Genomic DNA, 16,572 nt, shown 5'->3' with positions numbered 1-16,572 from the left:
CCGCTCGAAGAGGTCCTTGATGCGCCTGCCCGCCGTTGCAACCGTCTTGTTGCTGTCCTCCGCCGGTTGCGTGAAGGAAATCTCCTCGGATGAGCGCCTGGATCGCGAGACGGAGTTCCTGCAGGCCCGTGGCACGCCGGACGCCGCCGCGCTGGGCAAGGTGCACTGTGACGACACGGGCGATGCCCTCAACCAGGCGCGCAACGTCAACCGCCCCGAGACCGACCGGGTGATGAGCTACATCGAGCTCTACAGCTCGTTGCTCAAGCGCAAGGCCACCTTCGACGAGGCGATGACGCGCAACCCGGACCTGAACTACACCGAGGGCAGTCAGAAGCTCGTGGCCGCCCGGGACAACTGCATCCAACAGGCCGCGGACGTGAAGGTGGAGTTCGAGACCTACGTGCGCGAACTGGTGAGCGTGCCCACCGTGCAGGAAATCAAGGGCGGCAACACCGTCACGGTGGCCCGGCTGGACTTCAACACCCTGCGCCAGGCCATCGACACGCTCAACCCCGAGGACAAGGAGCAGCTGCTGGCCCGGGTGCTCACCACCGAGAAGCAGGTGGCGCCTGCGGGCGGTGACGACGAGCCCGCCCCCCGCAAACGCGGCAAGTAGTCGCCGCGCCGCACGGCTTCCCTCCGCGCTCTACTCCACCCGGTAGTTGGGCGCTTGCTGAGCCAAGCCCCCAAGCATCTGGTGGATGTTCATCGCCCTCGGGCACGAGCCTCAATCCGCGCCTGGCTCAATCGCGGATGCGCAGGCCCTCGGTGCCCGAGGACTTCTCGAAAACGGAGGCGCTGGCCGAGGGAGCCTCGGAGGCCATGCCCGTCAGCAGGTGGGCCGACAGCGACGCGGGCTTCACCGCGGCCTTGAGCGCCTCGGCGCGCAGGGCGCCCAGCCGCTTGCGCCACAGGAACGCCCCCAGGCCCACCACCACGAGGCCACCCACCACCACGAGCTGCCCTTCCTTCATCCGCTCGATGGCGTAGTCGAGCTTGTCGCCGAAGTGGAAGCCCAGCCACACGAAGAAGGGCGCGGACAGGAGCGCCGCGAGCCCATCCCAGAAGATGAAGCGGGCATAGGACATGCCCGCCGAGCCGGCGGTGAAGTACGTCACCGCGCGCACGCCGGGCAGGAAGCGGGCGATCATCACGATCTTCTGCCCGTGCAGGGCGAAGAGCCCCTCCACCCGGGCGCGCTTGTCGGGCGTGACGACGCGGGCCAGGAAGCCCGTGGGCGAGCGGCCCACCTTCGAGCCCAATCGGCGGCCCGCCAGGAAGATGAGGCTGTCGCCCACCAGGATGCCGCCGAAGCCAATCAACATCATGCCGGCCAGGCTCGCCGCGCCCTTGTGGGCGAGGAAGCCACCCAGGATGAGCGAAATGTCCTCGGGCAGAGGCACTCCCAGGCCACACGCCACCAGGATGCCGAACACGGTGAGGTAGGCGAGGACGCCGTGGGTACTGCCCAGCAAGTTGGTGAGGAATTCTTGCACGCTCGTCTCTCTTCGCTTCCTTGAAGGCCCCGCCCGGGAACACTACCCGGCGCCGCCCTTGAAAAGCCCACGCATCAACCACGCCTGCTTCGCGAAAACTCCGGGACCGCCTCCAGGATAGCGCCTATGCCTGTCCGCTCGCTCTTCCCATGGAGACGCCCTGCTTCCCTGCGTAGGAGCGACCAGGCGCTCGCGCCATCTTTCCCGCGGCGTCCTCTCGGGAAAAGGGCTCGATGAGGTAGGTCCAGGTGGCAGCCGCTTGCCGCCCTGTACGCCAGGAACTTCCCGTCACGCACACGCTCCGCTCCGCCCTCGGCATTCGGGCATCGCCGCGGGCGGAAGGTAGCACGGAGCGCGACCAGGAGCGGATCACGGTTTGCCCACGAGCGACTTCATGGCGCCCTGGTTGTCGCGGACCTTCTGGCTGAAGTGGAGGATGACGCCCATCAGGAGCTTCACACAGGCCTGGGGCTTCTGGGTGGTGAGCTTCTGGAAGTCCGCGTGGCGGATCTCCACGGCGAGCACATCGGTGAGGGCGGTGGCGGTGCACAGCCGCTCTCCCTTCTGGATGAGGGCGAGCTCGCCCAGGGGCTCGCCCTCTCCCACCTCGGCGAGCGCCACCTCTCCGCCCGCGGGGCTCCTGGCGCTCAAGCGCACCGAGCCCTCGTGGACGATGAAGAGCGATTCTCCGGCACGCCCTTCCTGAAACAGGGCCGAGCCCTTGGGAAAGGCCCGGGAGACCCCGATGGCGGCGAAAATCTGGATGCCGACGTCGGAAAAGTCCTTGAAGAGCGGGCACGCCCTGAGTGCGGCTGCGACCTCCATGAGAGGGGGTCCTAGCACGCGGTGGAGCGCACGTCACTTCGTTAGCGGCTGGCGCGGTGCTCGCCGGCGGTCTCCACGTAGTGCCGGGCGGACTCGAGCAGGAAGGTGCGCTCCTCGGGGGTGAGCGGCCGCTTGACCTTGCCGGGCGAGCCCACCACGAGCGAGCCCGGGGGAATCTTCGTCCCGGGCGTCAGCAGTGTCCCCGCGCCGATGATGCAGTCCTCGCCGATCTCCACGTCGTCCATGACGATGGCGCCCATGCCCACCAGCACGCGGTGGCCCACCCGGCAGCCATGCAGGATCACCCGGTGCCCCACCGTCACGTCGTCCCCGATGACCGTCTCGGTCTGGCCGGTGACGTGGATCATCGTGAGATCCTGGATGTTGGTGCGCTGGCCAATGCGGATGCCGTTCACGTCCCCGCGCAGCACCGAGTTGAACCACACCGAGCTGTCCTTCCCCAGCTCCACGTCGCCGATGACCTGCGCCGACTCCTCGATGAAGCAGCTCGGGTGGATGCGCGGGGACTGCTCACGAAAGCGGCGCAGGGCCATGACAGGACACCTCGGGGAGGGAAAACGGGGGCTTCAGGCGACGACGCAGGTCTCGGCGGGCTGGGGCAGCTCGGCGGGAGGCATCACCGTGGGCGGGCTGAGCACCTCGAGCTGCTTGCCGGTGAGCTGGTTGGGCGTGGCGCTCTCCACCTTCACCTTCACGAAGGCACCCGCCGGGGCGTCCCCGTCGAAGTTCACCGTGCGGTTCTCCGCCGTGCGGCCAAAGCGCTTGAGCGGGTTGTAGCGCGAGGGGCCCTCCACCAGCACCTCCACCTCCTGGCCCACCAGCGCCTGGGTGATCTCCCCGCTGATGCGCCGCTGGAGCTTCTGCAGCCGCTCCAGCCGCTCGATCTTCACCTCGTGCGGCACCGGACCCCAGTCGTTCTCGCGCAGCGCCGCGCCCGTCTTCGGCCGGGGGCTGTAGATGAAGGAGAACTGGTTGTCGTAGCGCACCTGCTCGGTGAGCGCGAGCGTGAGGGCGAAGTCCTCCTCCGTCTCGCCGGGGAAGCCCACGATGATGTCCGTGGTCATCGCGATGCCCGGACGCGCCGCGCGCAGCTTGCCCAGCCGCTCGAGGTACTCCGCCACCGTGTAGTCGCGCCGCATCCGCTTGAGCACCGGATTGGAGCCGCTCTGCACCGGCAGGTGGAAGTGCGGGCAGATCTTCGGCTGGCTGCGGAACGCCTCGATCAGCTCGTCGGACAGGTCATGCGGGTGGCTCGTGGTGAAGCGCACGCGCTCGATGCCCGGCACCTCCGCGCAGCGCAGGAGCAGCTGCGCGAAGCTCACCCCACCCTGGTATGAGTTCACGTTCTGCCCGATGAGCGTCACCTCGCGCACGCCCACCTGGGCCAGGCTCGCCACCTCGGTGAGCACGTCCGGGAAGGGCCGGCTCACCTCGCGGCCGCGCGTGTGCGGCACCACGCAGAAGGAGCACACGTTGTCGCAGCCCTTCATCACCGTGACGAACTCCGTCACCTTGCCCCGGCTCGTCTCGGGGTCCGCGCGCGGGAAGACGTACTCCTCGGAGTCCACCCAGGCCGTCTCCACCACGCGCTCGCGCTCGCCCTTCACCCGGCCGATGATGTCCGGCAGCTTGGCGATGGAGTCCGGGCCGAAGACGAAGTCCAGGTAGGGCACCTTCTTGAGCAGCTTCTCCTTCTCCTGCTGCGCCACGCACCCGCCCACGCCCAGGAGCGTGCCGCGCGCGAGCTTCACCGTGCGGTAGCGGCCCAGCGCGGAGAGCATCTTGTCCTCGGCCTTCTCGCGGATGGAGCAGGTGTTGAGGATGATGAGGTCCGCCTCCTCCGCCACCGGCGTCGGGCGGTAGTCGAGCGAGCTCAGCACCTCGCCCATCCGCATCGAGTCGTTGACGTTCATCTGGCAGCCGAAGGTGTGGATGAAGTAGCGCTTCATGGGTCTTTCCGTATGAAGAACGGGCCCTTATCCGACGGGGCCCGGCGGATTGCAACACCCGGGCGGGCGGGCACGCGGGCGCCTCACGCCCGGGTCAGTGCCCGCTGCATCCGGGCATGCAGGGCGACGAGGCGCTCCTCGTGGGGGGCGAGCAGGTCCACCGACTCCTGGCCATGGCGCCGGGCCAGGGGCTCCAGGTCCTCGATCCGGCGCAGCTCGGTGCGCGCCTTGGCCGCCTTCTCCGCGGACGCGGCGTCCGCCTGGGCCTCCAGCTCCCCGAGCCGGGTGCGCAGCCGGCGCGCCGTCCAGCGCTGGCCACAGTAGGCGCGCAGCAACACCGTGCCCAGCTCCACCCGCTTCACGTCCAATCCCGAGGCCTCCAGGCCCGCTTGGTGGGCATCGGCCACGGCGCTTGGGCCCCCCGAGGGGCCCTCGATCCGGGCGAGGAAGGCTTCCTGGTAGCGGATGAGCCCCTGGAGCTCCTCCTCGGTGAGGGGGTGGGCGGACAGCCGCAGCGTACGCGAATCGATCGCCTCCATGGCTCCGGAGGGGGTCGCGTCGAGGTCATCGAACATGGAACGGGACATGTGGCCTCTTCTGGGTCAGGCGGGGACGAGCTGCTCGGCGATGCGGGACAGCGCGGCCACGGAGTTGACCACCACGGCGTGGTGGCAGTGCTTCGAATAGGTGAGCATCTCGCTGTCGCCAAGGCCCCAGTTGTCGCGCCCCTCGGGGCAGACCCAGAGCAGACGCTTGCACTTGCGCCTGAGCTCCTCGAGCGCCCAGGCATTGGCGGCGTTGTGGTTGTTGCGGCCGTCCCCGATGACCAGCACCGTGGTGCGGCGCGTGATGCTGCCGAGCTGGTGGCGCGTGAAGGTGGCCAGCGCCCGGCCATAGTCGGAGTTGGCGGTGAGCGAGACGGCTCCGCCCAGCGTGGCCAGATCGATCGCCCGGTCCACGTCCCGCTCTTTGAAGTGCTGCGTCACCTCGCCCACGTCCGCCACGAAGACGAACGAGCGCACGCGAGCGAAGAGCGACTGGAGCGTGTGGGTGAAGAGCAACATCATCCGCGAGGCGTTGCGCACCGAGTCCGAGACGTCACAGAGGACGACGAGCTCGGGGCGCTCGGGGCGGCGGGTGCGGAACCAGGGCACCATGGGCACCCCACCCCACGGCAGGTTGTGGCGCAGGGTGCGGCTCACGTGGAGCGTGCCCTCGCGCCGCGAGCGCCGCTTGCGCACGAGCCGGGCCTTGAGCTTCTCCGCCAGGGCGCGCACCGCCGCCTGCATCTGCTTCACCTCGGCCTGGCTGAGCCGGTGCAGCGGCTTGTCCTCCACTCCGCCCGAGGGTTTGCCGATGCGCGCGCCCGCCTGACGCTTCACCTCGCGCCGCGCCGCGTCCTCCACCTGGCGCAGGGCTCCGTCCATGTGGCGCGAGACGATCTCCACGCTGTCCTGCCCCAGTCCCTGCTCGCGCAGCGCGTCCTCGAAGGACTGGAGCTCCGCGCGGGCCCGCTCCAGCCCCGCCGCCACCATCAGCCGCCGCGAGAAGAAGCCCATCTGCAGCGGGCCCCTCATCCGGGAAAAATCCAACTGGAGCTGGGCCGTGCGGAACAGCCGCGCCAAGGCCCCCGGGTTTCCCTCGAGCGCCGCCTGGGCGAGCGGGGACATCCCGGGAAGGCGCCGGTGCAGCTCGTCGAGCACCGTCCTCAACGACTCGCCCTCGAGCAACCCCTGCTCCTGGAGCCGCCCGGCGAGCGACGGCTCGAGCGCCTCGAAGGGCCTGGCCGTCCCAGAGAAGAAGAAGTCGAAGGCGCGCTGGAACACGTCCCCGTCCTGCTCCCGCTTGATCAACGTGGTGCGCAGCACGGCGCGGAAGACGGCCTTGTCCTGGAGCCCCACCTCCGCGGCGGCCCGGGTCGCATCCGCGACCTCGGACGTGCTCACCCGCACGCCGTTCTGGCGGAGGACCTCGGCGAACTCGACGATGCGGGCGTCCATCGAGGCTTTGTAACCTCCACCCCGCCCCACTTCCAGAGACCCGGAGGACCCGGGCTCACCCCACGTTCACCCGGCCTCGCGCGTGGCGCGTCCGTGGCGGACTTCACCGGGAGGCGGGGTCCGGCCAGACGATGTGCCCGGCCTCGGGGCGGGCCTGGCCCGTCACGACGTCGCGATAGACGGCCTTCAGTGCCTCGGGGCCCCGATGGTGTTCGAGCCGCAGCCAGGAGCTGGCGGCCACGAAGGCCTTCATGGCCTCCCCCAGCCGGGCCTCGAAGGTCTCCAGTCCCCAGTCCGTCACGCGCTTGCGCAGCCGATCCGGTGCGAAGAAGAAGGTGGGCGTGGGCCCCGGCAGGGGTTCGCTCTTCGAGGCGGGGGGCGTGCGCTGGTGCGTGCCTCCCACGAGGGTGCTCTGGCGCAGCCCGTCCTTGAGCTGACGATGGATGCCCCGCACCACGGCCGGCTCCCCGGCGAAGTCGACGAAGACCGCGGGCGTCTCGACCCACAGCCCGGCCATCGCGTCATAGGGGACGAGCTGCTGGTACAGGCCCAGGCCGCCGAGCAGGGCCAGGTTCTTGCGCGACGTGAGCCCCACCACCTTCATCCCGTGACGCGAGAGCAACCACGCCAGGCCCATGGCGGTCTTGCTCGAGGCGCTCGACAGGATGACGGTCTTCGTTCCGGCATGCTCCGCCTCGTACAGCATGTCATCCAGCAGGAACGAGGTCGCGAAGAGCGGCCGCAGCAGCGCGCGATGATTGTCGAAGGACTCATCCACCTCGACGCGCGTGTAGCGGTTGTAGAACGGTGACAATCCCGCCCGGTGCGTCGCCGCATCCATGTAGCCACTGCCCGTGCGCTGAAGCCGGGCCACGAAGTGCGTCGACATGGGCACGAGGCCGAAGAACCGCAGTCCCACGGGGGCCTCCGGGGAGGCGGAGCGCGAGACCCGCGCGTAGCCCCAGGCGGGAATCCGGCCCCGCCAGTCGGGAGCGGTGGGAAAGCAGCGCCAGTAGCCCAGTGCCTCGCCCATCACCCCGTAGGTGATGTTGTTGGCCGTCAACGCGAAGCGCTCGACCGTGAGCACCGCCTCTCCCGGCGCGAGGGGCTGCTCCGTCGGATCCGTCGAGGGCTCGACGAAGACCCGCTCCAGATTGTCTCGCGCGACCAGGAAGTCCCAACCCATCGACATGAAGACACACCCTTCTCGGATTGCTCGTGGGGAGCACGAAGTCCGGAGGGTGAGACTCTACGCCGCCCGCTCGAAAGACATCACGGATTCCACGTGGTGCGTCTGGGGGAACATGTCCACCACCTGGAGCGCCCGGGGCGCATAGCCGGCCTGCGCGAGGGCCGCCGCATCCCGCGCCAGCGCGCCGGGATCACACGCCACGTACACCACGCGCTTCACGCCCAGTGCGGTGAGCCACTTCGCGAGCCCCGGCGCACCGGTGCGGGGAGGATCCACCAGGGCCAGGTCGAAGCGCTTGCCCTCGCGGATGAGCCCCTCGCACACCTTGCGGGAGTCGCCCTGGACGAAGCGCACGTTGGCCACCCTGCCCTCGCGCGCGCTGCGCTGGGCCAGGTCCACCGACACCGAGGACGACTCCACCCCGAGCACGCTCGCCGCGCTCGCCGCGAGCGGGAAGGTGAAGTTGCCATTGCCCGAGTACAGCTCCAGCACCGAGTCCGTCTCGCGCGGGGCCAGCTCGTGCACGGCCGCGGTGACGAGCCCCACGTTCGCCTCGCCATGCGCCTGGGAGAACGCATCCGGCCGCAGGAACAGCGGCACCTCGGGCACCAGCGGCGAGAGCGAGCGCAGCACCGGCTTGCCGATGATCCGCGGCGAGCCCTCCTTCGGCACCAGCACCGCGCCCTCCAGCCGCAGCGCGCGCACCGCCGCCTCGCACGCCTCGACGTACCGGGGCGCCACCTGCCCCTTGAGCAGCACCGCGAAGGCCGCCTTGTTCCCCTCGGCCAGCAGGTGCACTTCCTCGGCCTCGCGGGACAGGGGCTTGAGCAGCGGCCCGAGCTTGCCGGGCAACTCGGCGAGCGCCGGCATCAGCGCGGGGCACACCTCCACCGGCACCCGGTCATGGCTGCGCCGCCCGAAATACGTCAGCTCGTCCTTGAGCGGATGCAGCACCGCGCGCCGCCGGTAGCCGAAGTCCCACGGCGCCACGAGCAGCGGCCGCACGGCGAAGGCGTCCCGCTCGAGGTGGCCCAGGTGCTCGAGCGCGGAGAGGACGATCTCCTGCTTCGCGGCGCGCTGGGCGGACTCGTTCAGCTCCAGCCAGTCACACCCCCCGCACCGCGCGCTGATCGCGCAGGGCGAGGGCTTGCGGTCGGGTGACGGCGCCAGCACCTCGCCCACGAGGTGCCCGCGCATCACCTTCCCCTCCTGCTCCAGGCGCACGCGCACCCGGTCTCCCGGAAACGCCCCGGGCACGAAGACGGTGCGGCCCTCGTAGGAGGCCACACCCTCCCCCAGTTGCCCGAGGCGCTCGATGGTCAACTCGATGGGAGAGTCCGGCAACACGGGCGCGGGGAGCGTTTTCAGACCTTCATCTCGCGAAGGTCCGGAGCGATTTTGAGCGTGGCCTCGGTGAGCGAGCGCACCTGCTCCACCGTCACGCCGGGGGCCACCTCGCGCAGCACGATCCCCTCGGGGGTCACGTCCAGGAAGGCGTACTCGGTGACGATGTGGTTCACGCACTTGAGGGCGGTGAGGGGCAGCGTGCACTTCTTGAGGATCTTCGACTTGCCCTCCTTGTTGGCGTGCTCCATGGCCACGAAGACGCGCTTGGAGCCCACCGCCAGGTCCATGGCGCCGCCCGGGCCCTTCACCATCTTGCCGGGGATCATCCAGTTGGCCAGGTCACCCTGCTCGCTCACCTCCATGGCGCCGAGCACGGCCATGTCGATGTGACCTCCGCGGATCATCCCGAAGGAGAGCGCCGAGTCGAAGTAGGCGGCGCCCTTGACCGCGGTCACCGTCTCCTTGCCGGCGTTGATGAGGTCCGGATCCTCTTCACCCTCCAGGGGCCAGGGGCCCATGCCGAGGAGGCCATTCTCCGAGTGGAGCATGATGTCCATGCCCTTCGGGACGTAGTTGGCCACCAGGGTCGGCATGCCGATTCCCAGGTTCACGTAATAGCCGTCGCGCAGCTCCTGGGCGATGCGCTGGGCGATCTGCTCACGGGTCAGGGGCATGGCGTCCTCTCAAGCCTTCTTCTGCACGGTACGGCGCTCGATCCACTTCTGCAGGTCCTTGGCCTGGACGATGCGGTGCACGAAGATACCGGGCACGTGCACCTCATCCGGGCCGATCTCGCCGGCCGGCACGATGTGCTCGGCCTCGACGATCGTCGTCCTTCCCGCCATGCACATCATCGGCGAGAAGTTGCGGGCGGTCTTGTTGAACACCAGGTTGCCCCAGGTGTCCGCCTTCCACGCACGCACGATGGTGAAGTCCGCCTTGAGCGGCAGCTCCAGCACGTGCAGGCGCCCGTCGATCATCCGCGTCTCCTTGCCCTTGGCCAACTCGGTGCCCGCGCCCGACGGCGTGAAGAAGCCACCGATGCCACTGCCCCCGGCGCGGATGCGCTCGGCGAGTGTGCCCTGGGGGTTGAGCTCCACCTCCAGTTCCTTGGAGATGAGCTGCCGCTCGAACTCCTTGTTCTCCCCCACGTAGCTGGCGACGATCTTCTTCACCTGCTTGGAGTTGAGGAGGATCCCCAAGCCCAGCTCGGTGGTGCCGCAGTTGTTGGAGATGATGGTCAACCCCTTGGTGCCCTTGCGGTTGATGGCCGCGATCAGGGTCTCGGGATTGCCACACAGGCCGAAGCCGCCGCTCATCAGCGTGCAGCCATCCGGCATGTCGCGAACGGCCTCGTCCGCGCTCGGGATGATCTTGTTCATGAACCGCTCCTTCACGAGAACGGGGCCAGGGCCTTGCTCACGTCGGGCCCCCGCCCCGCTCTCCTCTCCCCTTGGGAGAGCGAGTCCGTATGGATTAGCGCTCCACCATCAGCGCGATGCCCTCGCCGCCGCCGATACACAGCGACGCCACGCCCCGCTTCTTGTCCAGGTCCTTCATCTCGTGCAGCAGCGTCACCAGCACGCGCGCGCCCGAGGCGCCAATCGGGTGGCCGAGCACCACCGCTCCGCCACGGGGATTGACCTTGGAGGGATTCAGGCCGAGCAGCGTGTTGTTGGCGATGGCCACCACGGCGAAGGCCTCGTTGATCTCCCACAGGTCCACGTCGCTCACCTTGAGCTTGGTGCGCTTGAGCAGGGCGTTGATGGCGTCCGCGGGGGCGATGGTGAACTCCACCGGCTTGCGCGCGGCCCCGGCGTAGCCGGTGATGCGGCCGAGCACCGTGCGGCCCTCGGCCTTGGCGCGCTCGGCGCTCATGAGCACCAGCGCCGCGGCGCCGTCGTTGATGGACGAGGCGTTGGCGGCCGTCACCGTGCCGTCCTTCTTGAACACGGGCTTGAGCGTGGGGATCTTCTCGGGCCGGGCGCTCTTCGGGCCGTCGTCCTCGCTCACCACCACGTCGCCGCCCTTGCCACCGGGCACGGTGACGGGGACGATCTCCCGGGTGAACAGGCCGGCCTTCTGGGCCTCGATGGCGCGCCGGGTGGACTCGAGCGCGTACTCGTCCTGGGCCGAGCGGGGAATGCCCTGGCTGAGCGAGCACTCCTCGGCGCAGTTGCCCATGTGCACGTTGCCGTACACGTCCCACAGACCGTCATGGATGAGCGCGTCCTTGAACTCCACGTTCCCCATGCGGGCGCCGCCGCGCATGGTGTGGCTCAGGTAGGGCGCGTTGCTCATGGACTCCATGCCGCCAGCCACCACCACCTCGGCGTCGCCGAGGGCGATGGCCTGGGCGCCGGCGATCACCGCCTTGAGGCCCGAGCCGCACACCTTGTTGAGGGTGACCGCGGGGACGCTCTCCGGGATGCCCGCGAAGATGGCGGCCTGACGCGCGGGAGCCTGGCCCACGCCCGCCTGGAGCACGCAGCCCATGATGGTCTCGCTCACCTGATCGGGCGACACACCCGAGCGCTCCAGGGCGGCCTTGATGGCGATCGCGCCGAGCTGCGGCGCCGTCAACTTGGCGAGGGAGCCCTGAAACGTCCCGATGGGAGTCCGCGCCGCGCCCACGATGACCACTTCACGTGCCATGATCCGCCTCCGGGGAAAGTGCTGAGAAAAGCTGAATAAGGACGAGGTTCAATAACCTCGGACATGGCCCATATCACCGTGCCTCCCGAGGGGGTCAAGCCCGCTTCCCCCCTCTCCGTCATGACGCACGAGGTCAGCCTCGTGTGAGTGCGCGAAAACAAACGGCCGGGCTCCCGCTGGGGAACCCGGCCGCCGTGCCACCCCTCATGCGAGGGATGAAACCAGACTACTTCTTGAGCTTGCTCGCCATGACGTCGCCGAGGCGCGCCTTGGAGCCCTCGGCCTGGCGGCGGAGGTACTCGCGGTAGTCCTCACCCTCGCCGATGAGGGCCTTCATCGACAGGGCGACCTTCCGGTCCTGGGTGTTGATGTCGATGATCTTCACCTCGACATCCTGGGCCTCCTGCACCACGTCACGCGGGTTCTCGACACGCTCCTCCTTCAGCTCGGAGACGTGCACGAGGCCCTCGATGCCGGGCTCGATCTCCACGAAGGCGCCGAAGTCCGTCACCTTGGTGACCTTGCCCTTCACGCGGCTGCCCACCGGGGTGCGCTCGCTGAGCGTGTCCCAGGGGTCCGGCTGGAGTTGCTTGATGCCCAGGCTGAAGCGCTCGTTCTCGACGTCGATGTTGAGCACCACCGCCTCGACCTCGTCGCCCTTCTTGAACATCTCGCCCGGGTGCTTGATGCGCTGGGTCCAGGAGATGTCGGACACGTGCACCAGGCCGTCCACGCCCTCCTCGACGCCGACGAACACGCCGAAGTCGGTGACGTTGCGGATCTGACCCTTGATGACCGAGCCGATCGGGTACTTGTCCTCGAGCAGCGTCCAGGGGTTCTGCTCGATCTGCTTCATGCCCAGGGCAATCCGCTTGGCCTTGGGATCGATGTCGAGGACGACGGCCTCGACCTCCTGGCCGACCTCCAGCATCTTGCTGGGGTGCTTGAGGCGCTTGGTCCAGGACATCTCGGACACGTGCACCAGACCCTCGACGCCCTGCTCGATCTCGATGAACGCGCCGTAGTCGGTGATGGAGACGACCTTGCCCTTGACGCGGGTGCCGACCGGGTACTTCTCGTCGGCGCGGTGCCACGGGTCCTCCTGGATCTGCTTGAGGCCCAGGCTGACGCGCTCCTGCGCGGGGTCGAACTTGAGGACGACGACGCGGACCTCATCGCCCACGTTGAACATCTCCGAGGGGTGACCGATGCGGCCCCACGACATGTCGGTGATGTGCAGCAGGCCGTCGATGCCGCCCAGGTCGATGAAGGCGCCGTAGTCGGTGAGGTTCTTGACCACGCCCTTGAGGACCGCACCCTCCTTGAGGTTCTTGAGGGTCTCCTTCTTCATCTCCTCGCGCTGCTTCTCGAGCAGGACGCGGCGGGAGAGGACGATGTTGCCGCGCTTCTTGTTGAACTTGATGACCTTGAACTCGAATTCCTTCGAGATGTACTGGTCCAAGTTGCGCACGGGGCGGATATCGACCTGGCTGCCGGGCAGGAACGCCTTGACGCCGATGTCGACCGAGAGGCCGCCCTTGACGCGGCCCACGATGGTGCCCTTGACGATCTCATCGCGCTCGCACGCGGCGCTGATCTCGTCCCAGATACGCATCTTGTCGGCCTTCTCCTTGGAGAGGACGACCATGCCGGTGTCGTTCTCGCGGCTCTCCAGGAGGACCTCGACCGGGTCGCCCGCCTTGACGGAGACCTCGCCACGAGGGCTGGTGAACTCGGAGATCGGAACCTGGCCCTCGGACTTGTAGCCGATGTCGACGATGGCATAGTCCTTGGTCACCTGAACGACGGTGCCCTTGACGATCTCGCCTTCCTTGAGGATGCCTTCGCCCCCTCGCTCCTTGAGCGAGGCCTCGAACATCGCGGCAAAATCCTCGTCGCCGACCTCTCCGATCTGCTGGTTCACATTCTGCTGCATTTGGTAGGGAATCCTTGGGAAACGGTGCTACTGCCCCCGGTTGTTGGACGTCGGCCACTCGCGGGGAGCTACGAGTGGCCCGCGATCAGCACCACAGTGGAGCTGACTCGAAGCCGCGCACCCTAGACACCGGTTGGACCGGCAGTCAAGGGAGCACGCGGCCAGGCTTCTGGATCTGTCAATACCGTCGAGACGCCAAGCATCCTTCGTGACTTCCAATGGATGCTTCGCGTCGTTTGCGGGACTGTAGGTCCTGGTGGGTCCCCATGCATGAAGGGCATTGACTCCTGGTCCCAGGGCGATCAGCCGAGCGGCTCGGACCCGGGGTTTTCGCCTGCCGCGAAGAATCGCGTCGATCATGCCGGCGCCCTCAGTGCGAGTGCCCGTGAGCGGGAATGGCGCCACTCGACGCGGCGAGCTTCACGGACCACGCGCCGCGCGTGACGACGTGCTCTCCGGCGCGAACGCCGCTCAGCACCTCGACGTGGCCCCGGTCGCGCGCCCCGAGGCGCACCACCCGGCGCTCGAAGGACTCCCCCTCGACCTGCACGAAGACGACGGACACGCCACTGTCGTCGACCACCGAGGATTCCGGCACGGCGAGGGCACGGCGCTCCTCGCCGTTGACGAGGAGGACGCGCGCGAACACTCCCACGGCCCACCGGCCCCCCGCGTTGTCCACCGCGAACACGAGCGGAAGCGTGCGCGTGAGCGGATCGATGACGTGTCCCCGGGCAACGAGCGCGTCGGCGGGAAGCTCGATGGCCTCGTCACTGCCCTCGACGAAGAACGACGCGCCTCGGGGGGTGCCGAGCCGGCCCACGTCGATCTCGGGCACCCGCGCCTCCAGCCAGAGCTGGGTGAGGTCGGTGACCCGGAACAGCGGTGTGCCCGCCTCGACGAAGGCGCCCGGGGCCACGTGGACCTCGGTGACGGTGCCCGACAGCGGAGCACGCAGCGCGACCGTGCCCTCGCCGCTCCCTGCCGTCCGTTGCACGCGGCGGAACTGCTCGAGCCGCCGCCGCGCCGCCCCGAGCGAGGCCTGGGCGTCCTGGGTGGCGTGGACCGCCTCCTCGACGCGCCGATCGGGCACCGCTCCCTCGGCCCGTAGCTTCTCGAGGCGTTCGCGCTCGCGCTCCGCGAAGCGCAGCTCCAGCTCCGCACGGGTGACGGCGAGCTCCAGGGACGCCACGTCCGCGGCCTCGAGCCGAGGCGCGATCGCCCCGAGTGGATCATCGACGGCGACCTGCTCGCCGAGGCGTGGAAAGGCCTTTCCACTCGTCGCGACCCGGCCCGCGGCGGGCGCCCTCACGAGGATCTCTCCGTCGGACCGGGCACGCACCTCGCCGGTCGCGCGCAGGGTCGGACGCAGGGCGTGTTCGGAGACGAGCGCGGTCGCGAACTCGATGGGCCACTGCTGCTCCTTGAGGAACGGGATGCGGCCCGGGACCTCGGGCTGCTCGGGAATCCCGGCGCGCGCGGCGGCGGTGCTCTCGAAGACCGTCACATCGCCGAGATCGTGGTCCGCGGACAGGCCCGGCGCCCGGATCTCCACGAGCAGCCGGCGCTTGCCTGGGGCGGCCGGCTTCACCACGGGGCGGAAGATGCCCGGAACCGACGGGCCCTGACTGTCGAAGCGCTCCTCACCGGAGTCACCCCGCAGCACCACGCTCACCCGCCCCTCGGCCAGCGCCGCGAAGCCCTCGAGCTTCGTCACGTGGGCCGCGCAGGGCGATTCCTCTCCACGCACCAGCGCTGGCAGTTCGATGAAGAGCTCACTGGCCTCGGTCCAGTGCGTCCACGAGAGCGCGGGCCGCTCGTCCGCCGCGTCATGCCCGTGCGCATGGCCGTGCTCCGCGTCACCGTCGTGGGAATGCGAGCGGCACGCCGCCGCGAGCACGAGCGGCAGGAGGATCATCAGACGTTTCATGGCAACCCCACTCCCGTGAGCCGATCCAGCTCGATGCGCGCCCGGCGCGCGGCGTGCGCCATGTCGAGCGCGGTGAGGAAATCGTCCGTGGCACCCCGGTAGGCATCGAGCAGCTCGAGCAGCCCCAGCTCCCCGCCCGCGTACCCCGCCGAGGCGATGCGCACGAGCTCGCTGGACACCTCGGTGGTGCGCTCGTGGAACTCCGCGGCGGCGCGGCGCAGCCGGACGGCTTCCGCCCGGGCGCCCGCCAACTCCCCGTCGAGCTCCGACTCGAGCAGCGCGCGACGCCCTCGCGCGGCCCGGGCCTCGCCCGCGGCGAGATGGGCGAGCCCCGACGAGCGATCCCACAACGGAAGCGACAAGGACGCCCCGAGCAGGAACCCATCGGTGCGCCCCTGGCCTCCGAGGTCCACGCCCTTCCAGCCGCCCTCGAGCAGCAGGTCCGGTGCCCACCAGCGGGAGGCCGCGCGGTGCTCGAGCGTGGCGGCCTCGATGCGCAGGTCGAGCGCCAGCAACTCCGGACGCGAGCCGCTCGAGGCGCGCAGGGCCGGGAGTTCCGCGGGGTCCGTGTCGGGCAGGAGCGTTCCCGTCACACCCGGCGCGGGCACGTCGGCGCCGAGGAGTGCCTGGAGCCGGGCTCGTGCGCGCTCGAGCGCGGCCTGCTCCGTTTCCAACCGGCCCGTCGCCACGGCGCGCTCCCGCTCGACACGCCTCCGGTCGTACGTCGCGGCATCGCCTCGTTGCTCACGACGCGTCACGAAGGTCAGCGCCTGCTCGATCCGCTCTCCCCACCCTTCCAGCGTGCGGACCCGGGCTTGCCGATAGAGCACCTCGTGGAAGCGCAGACGGGCCTCCGCGGCGACCGACAGCCCCGCGGCATCACCTTCCCGCCGTGCGGCACGTGCCCGCGCCTCGCCGGCCTCGCCCTGGAGCGCGCGCCGGGCGCCGAGATCGAGTGTCTGGGCGAGCGAGAGATAGTCCTCGCGCGATCCGGAGGCGCCGAAGGTCTGCTCGCGCGTGAACGCGAGCTGCGGGTTGGGATAGGCGCCCGCGGCCCGTCCACGTCCCTGCTCGGCGGTGACGTCTCCCTCGACGGTATCGCGCAGCGGGGCCCGGCGAAGCGCGTGGGCCACGGCCTCGCTCTCGGTGAGCACCGGGCCCGGCTCGGACTCCCGCGCCTCGGCGCTCGCGGCGGACGCGAGGACGAGCAAGAGGCGC

The 16,572-nt window shown here is 69.4% G+C and carries 15 protein-coding genes; 1 reads left to right on the top strand and 14 read right to left on the bottom strand.

The annotated features are described in order from the left end of the window. Positions 1-19 precede the first annotated feature (19 nt). Complete coding sequence (locus tag D187_RS43915) at positions 20-619, top strand: hypothetical protein (protein WP_002621070.1); 600 nt, start codon at positions 20-22, stop codon at positions 617-619. A gap of 127 nt (positions 620-746) precedes the next feature. Here D187_RS43915 and D187_RS43910 read toward each other — a convergent pair whose 3' ends face one another. The 14 genes from D187_RS43910 to D187_RS43845 form a co-directional block, all read right to left on the bottom strand. Further along, entirely contained in the window at positions 747-1,499 is a 753-nt protein-coding gene (locus D187_RS43910; protein ID WP_020918692.1) for a DedA family protein, read from the bottom strand. A gap of 369 nt (positions 1,500-1,868) precedes the next feature. Continuing rightward, positions 1,869-2,324 (bottom strand): Crp/Fnr family transcriptional regulator, encoded by a 456-nt coding sequence (locus D187_RS43905; protein ID WP_002621068.1) that lies wholly within the window; start codon positions 2,322-2,324, stop codon positions 1,869-1,871. Positions 2,325-2,365: 41 nt separating this feature from the next. Beyond that, positions 2,366-2,878 carry a gamma carbonic anhydrase family protein gene (locus D187_RS43900; RefSeq protein ID WP_002621067.1) on the bottom strand — a complete coding sequence of 171 codons (513 nt, stop codon included), beginning with the start codon at positions 2,876-2,878 and terminating at the stop codon, positions 2,366-2,368. A gap of 33 nt (positions 2,879-2,911) precedes the next feature. Next, on the bottom strand, positions 2,912-4,294 hold the full coding sequence (gene miaB / locus D187_RS43895) for a tRNA (N6-isopentenyl adenosine(37)-C2)-methylthiotransferase MiaB (protein WP_002621066.1): 1,383 nt from the start codon (positions 4,292-4,294) through the stop codon (positions 2,912-2,914). 83 nt (positions 4,295-4,377) lie between these two features. After that, the gene (locus D187_RS43890) at positions 4,378-4,881 is read right to left on the bottom strand and encodes a hypothetical protein (protein ID WP_002621065.1); all 504 of its coding nucleotides are present in this window, start codon (positions 4,879-4,881) and stop codon (positions 4,378-4,380) included. Positions 4,882-4,896: 15 nt separating this feature from the next. Continuing rightward, complete coding sequence (locus D187_RS43885; RefSeq protein WP_002621064.1) at positions 4,897-6,294, bottom strand: VWA domain-containing protein; 1,398 nt, start codon at positions 6,292-6,294, stop codon at positions 4,897-4,899. Between the two features lie 103 nt (positions 6,295-6,397). Next, positions 6,398-7,486 (bottom strand): DUF2855 family protein, encoded by a 1,089-nt coding sequence (locus D187_RS43880; RefSeq protein WP_002621063.1) that lies wholly within the window; start codon positions 7,484-7,486, stop codon positions 6,398-6,400. Positions 7,487-7,543: 57 nt separating this feature from the next. Next, positions 7,544-8,833 carry a class I SAM-dependent RNA methyltransferase gene (locus D187_RS43875; protein WP_002621062.1) on the bottom strand — a complete coding sequence of 430 codons (1,290 nt, stop codon included), beginning with the start codon at positions 8,831-8,833 and terminating at the stop codon, positions 7,544-7,546. 17 nt (positions 8,834-8,850) lie between these two features. Continuing rightward, positions 8,851-9,507 (bottom strand): CoA transferase subunit B, encoded by a 657-nt coding sequence (locus D187_RS43870; RefSeq protein WP_002621061.1) that lies wholly within the window; start codon positions 9,505-9,507, stop codon positions 8,851-8,853. A 9-nt stretch (positions 9,508-9,516) separates the two neighbouring features. After that, a complete protein-coding gene (locus tag D187_RS43865) occupies positions 9,517-10,215 on the bottom strand; it encodes a CoA transferase subunit A (RefSeq protein WP_002621060.1) in 699 nt (232 codons plus the stop codon). A gap of 94 nt (positions 10,216-10,309) precedes the next feature. Beyond that, positions 10,310-11,488 (bottom strand): thiolase family protein, encoded by a 1,179-nt coding sequence (locus tag D187_RS43860; RefSeq protein ID WP_002621059.1) that lies wholly within the window; start codon positions 11,486-11,488, stop codon positions 10,310-10,312. A 226-nt stretch (positions 11,489-11,714) separates the two neighbouring features. Beyond that, a complete protein-coding gene (locus D187_RS43855) occupies positions 11,715-13,424 on the bottom strand; it encodes a 30S ribosomal protein S1 (RefSeq protein WP_002621058.1) in 1,710 nt (569 codons plus the stop codon). Between the two features lie 370 nt (positions 13,425-13,794). Further along, a complete protein-coding gene (locus D187_RS43850; protein WP_002621056.1) occupies positions 13,795-15,354 on the bottom strand; it encodes an efflux RND transporter periplasmic adaptor subunit in 1,560 nt (519 codons plus the stop codon). Continuing rightward, positions 15,351-16,565 (bottom strand): TolC family protein, encoded by a 1,215-nt coding sequence (locus D187_RS43845; protein ID WP_002621055.1) that lies wholly within the window; start codon positions 16,563-16,565, stop codon positions 15,351-15,353. Before D187_RS43845 ends, D187_RS43850 begins: the two co-directional genes overlap by 4 nt. Positions 16,566-16,572: the final 7 nt, after the last annotated feature.

The sequence above is a fragment of the Cystobacter fuscus DSM 2262 genome (assembly GCF_000335475.2).
GTDB classification, from domain to species: Bacteria; Myxococcota; Myxococcia; order Myxococcales; family Myxococcaceae; genus Cystobacter; species Cystobacter fuscus.
The sequence above is the reverse complement of the archived record's forward strand: the minus strand, read 5'-3'. Positions and strand labels throughout refer to the sequence as shown.

Excerpts from the sequence above, each read along its gene's own strand:
- D187_RS43915 (WP_002621070.1), top strand. The coding sequence starts at position 20 with ATGCGCCTGCCCGCCGTTGCAACCGTCTTGTTGCTGTCCTCCGCCGGT.
- D187_RS43905 (WP_002621068.1), bottom strand. The coding sequence starts at position 2,324 with ATGGAGGTCGCAGCCGCACTCAGGGCGTGCCCGCTCTTCAAGGACTTT.
- D187_RS43900 (WP_002621067.1), bottom strand. The coding sequence starts at position 2,878 with ATGGCCCTGCGCCGCTTTCGTGAGCAGTCCCCGCGCATCCACCCGAGC.
- miaB (WP_002621066.1), bottom strand. The coding sequence starts at position 4,294 with ATGAAGCGCTACTTCATCCACACCTTCGGCTGCCAGATGAACGTCAAC.
- D187_RS43890 (WP_002621065.1), bottom strand. The coding sequence starts at position 4,881 with ATGTCCCGTTCCATGTTCGATGACCTCGACGCGACCCCCTCCGGAGCC.
- D187_RS43885 (WP_002621064.1), bottom strand. The coding sequence starts at position 6,294 with ATGGACGCCCGCATCGTCGAGTTCGCCGAGGTCCTCCGCCAGAACGGC.
- D187_RS43880 (WP_002621063.1), bottom strand. The coding sequence starts at position 7,486 with ATGTCGATGGGTTGGGACTTCCTGGTCGCGCGAGACAATCTGGAGCGG.
- D187_RS43870 (WP_002621061.1), bottom strand. The coding sequence starts at position 9,507 with ATGCCCCTGACCCGTGAGCAGATCGCCCAGCGCATCGCCCAGGAGCTG.
- D187_RS43865 (WP_002621060.1), bottom strand. The coding sequence starts at position 10,215 with ATGAACAAGATCATCCCGAGCGCGGACGAGGCCGTTCGCGACATGCCG.
- D187_RS43860 (WP_002621059.1), bottom strand. The coding sequence starts at position 11,488 with ATGGCACGTGAAGTGGTCATCGTGGGCGCGGCGCGGACTCCCATCGGG.
- D187_RS43855 (WP_002621058.1), bottom strand. The coding sequence starts at position 13,424 with ATGCAGCAGAATGTGAACCAGCAGATCGGAGAGGTCGGCGACGAGGAT.
- D187_RS43850 (WP_002621056.1), bottom strand. The coding sequence starts at position 15,354 with ATGAAACGTCTGATGATCCTCCTGCCGCTCGTGCTCGCGGCGGCGTGC.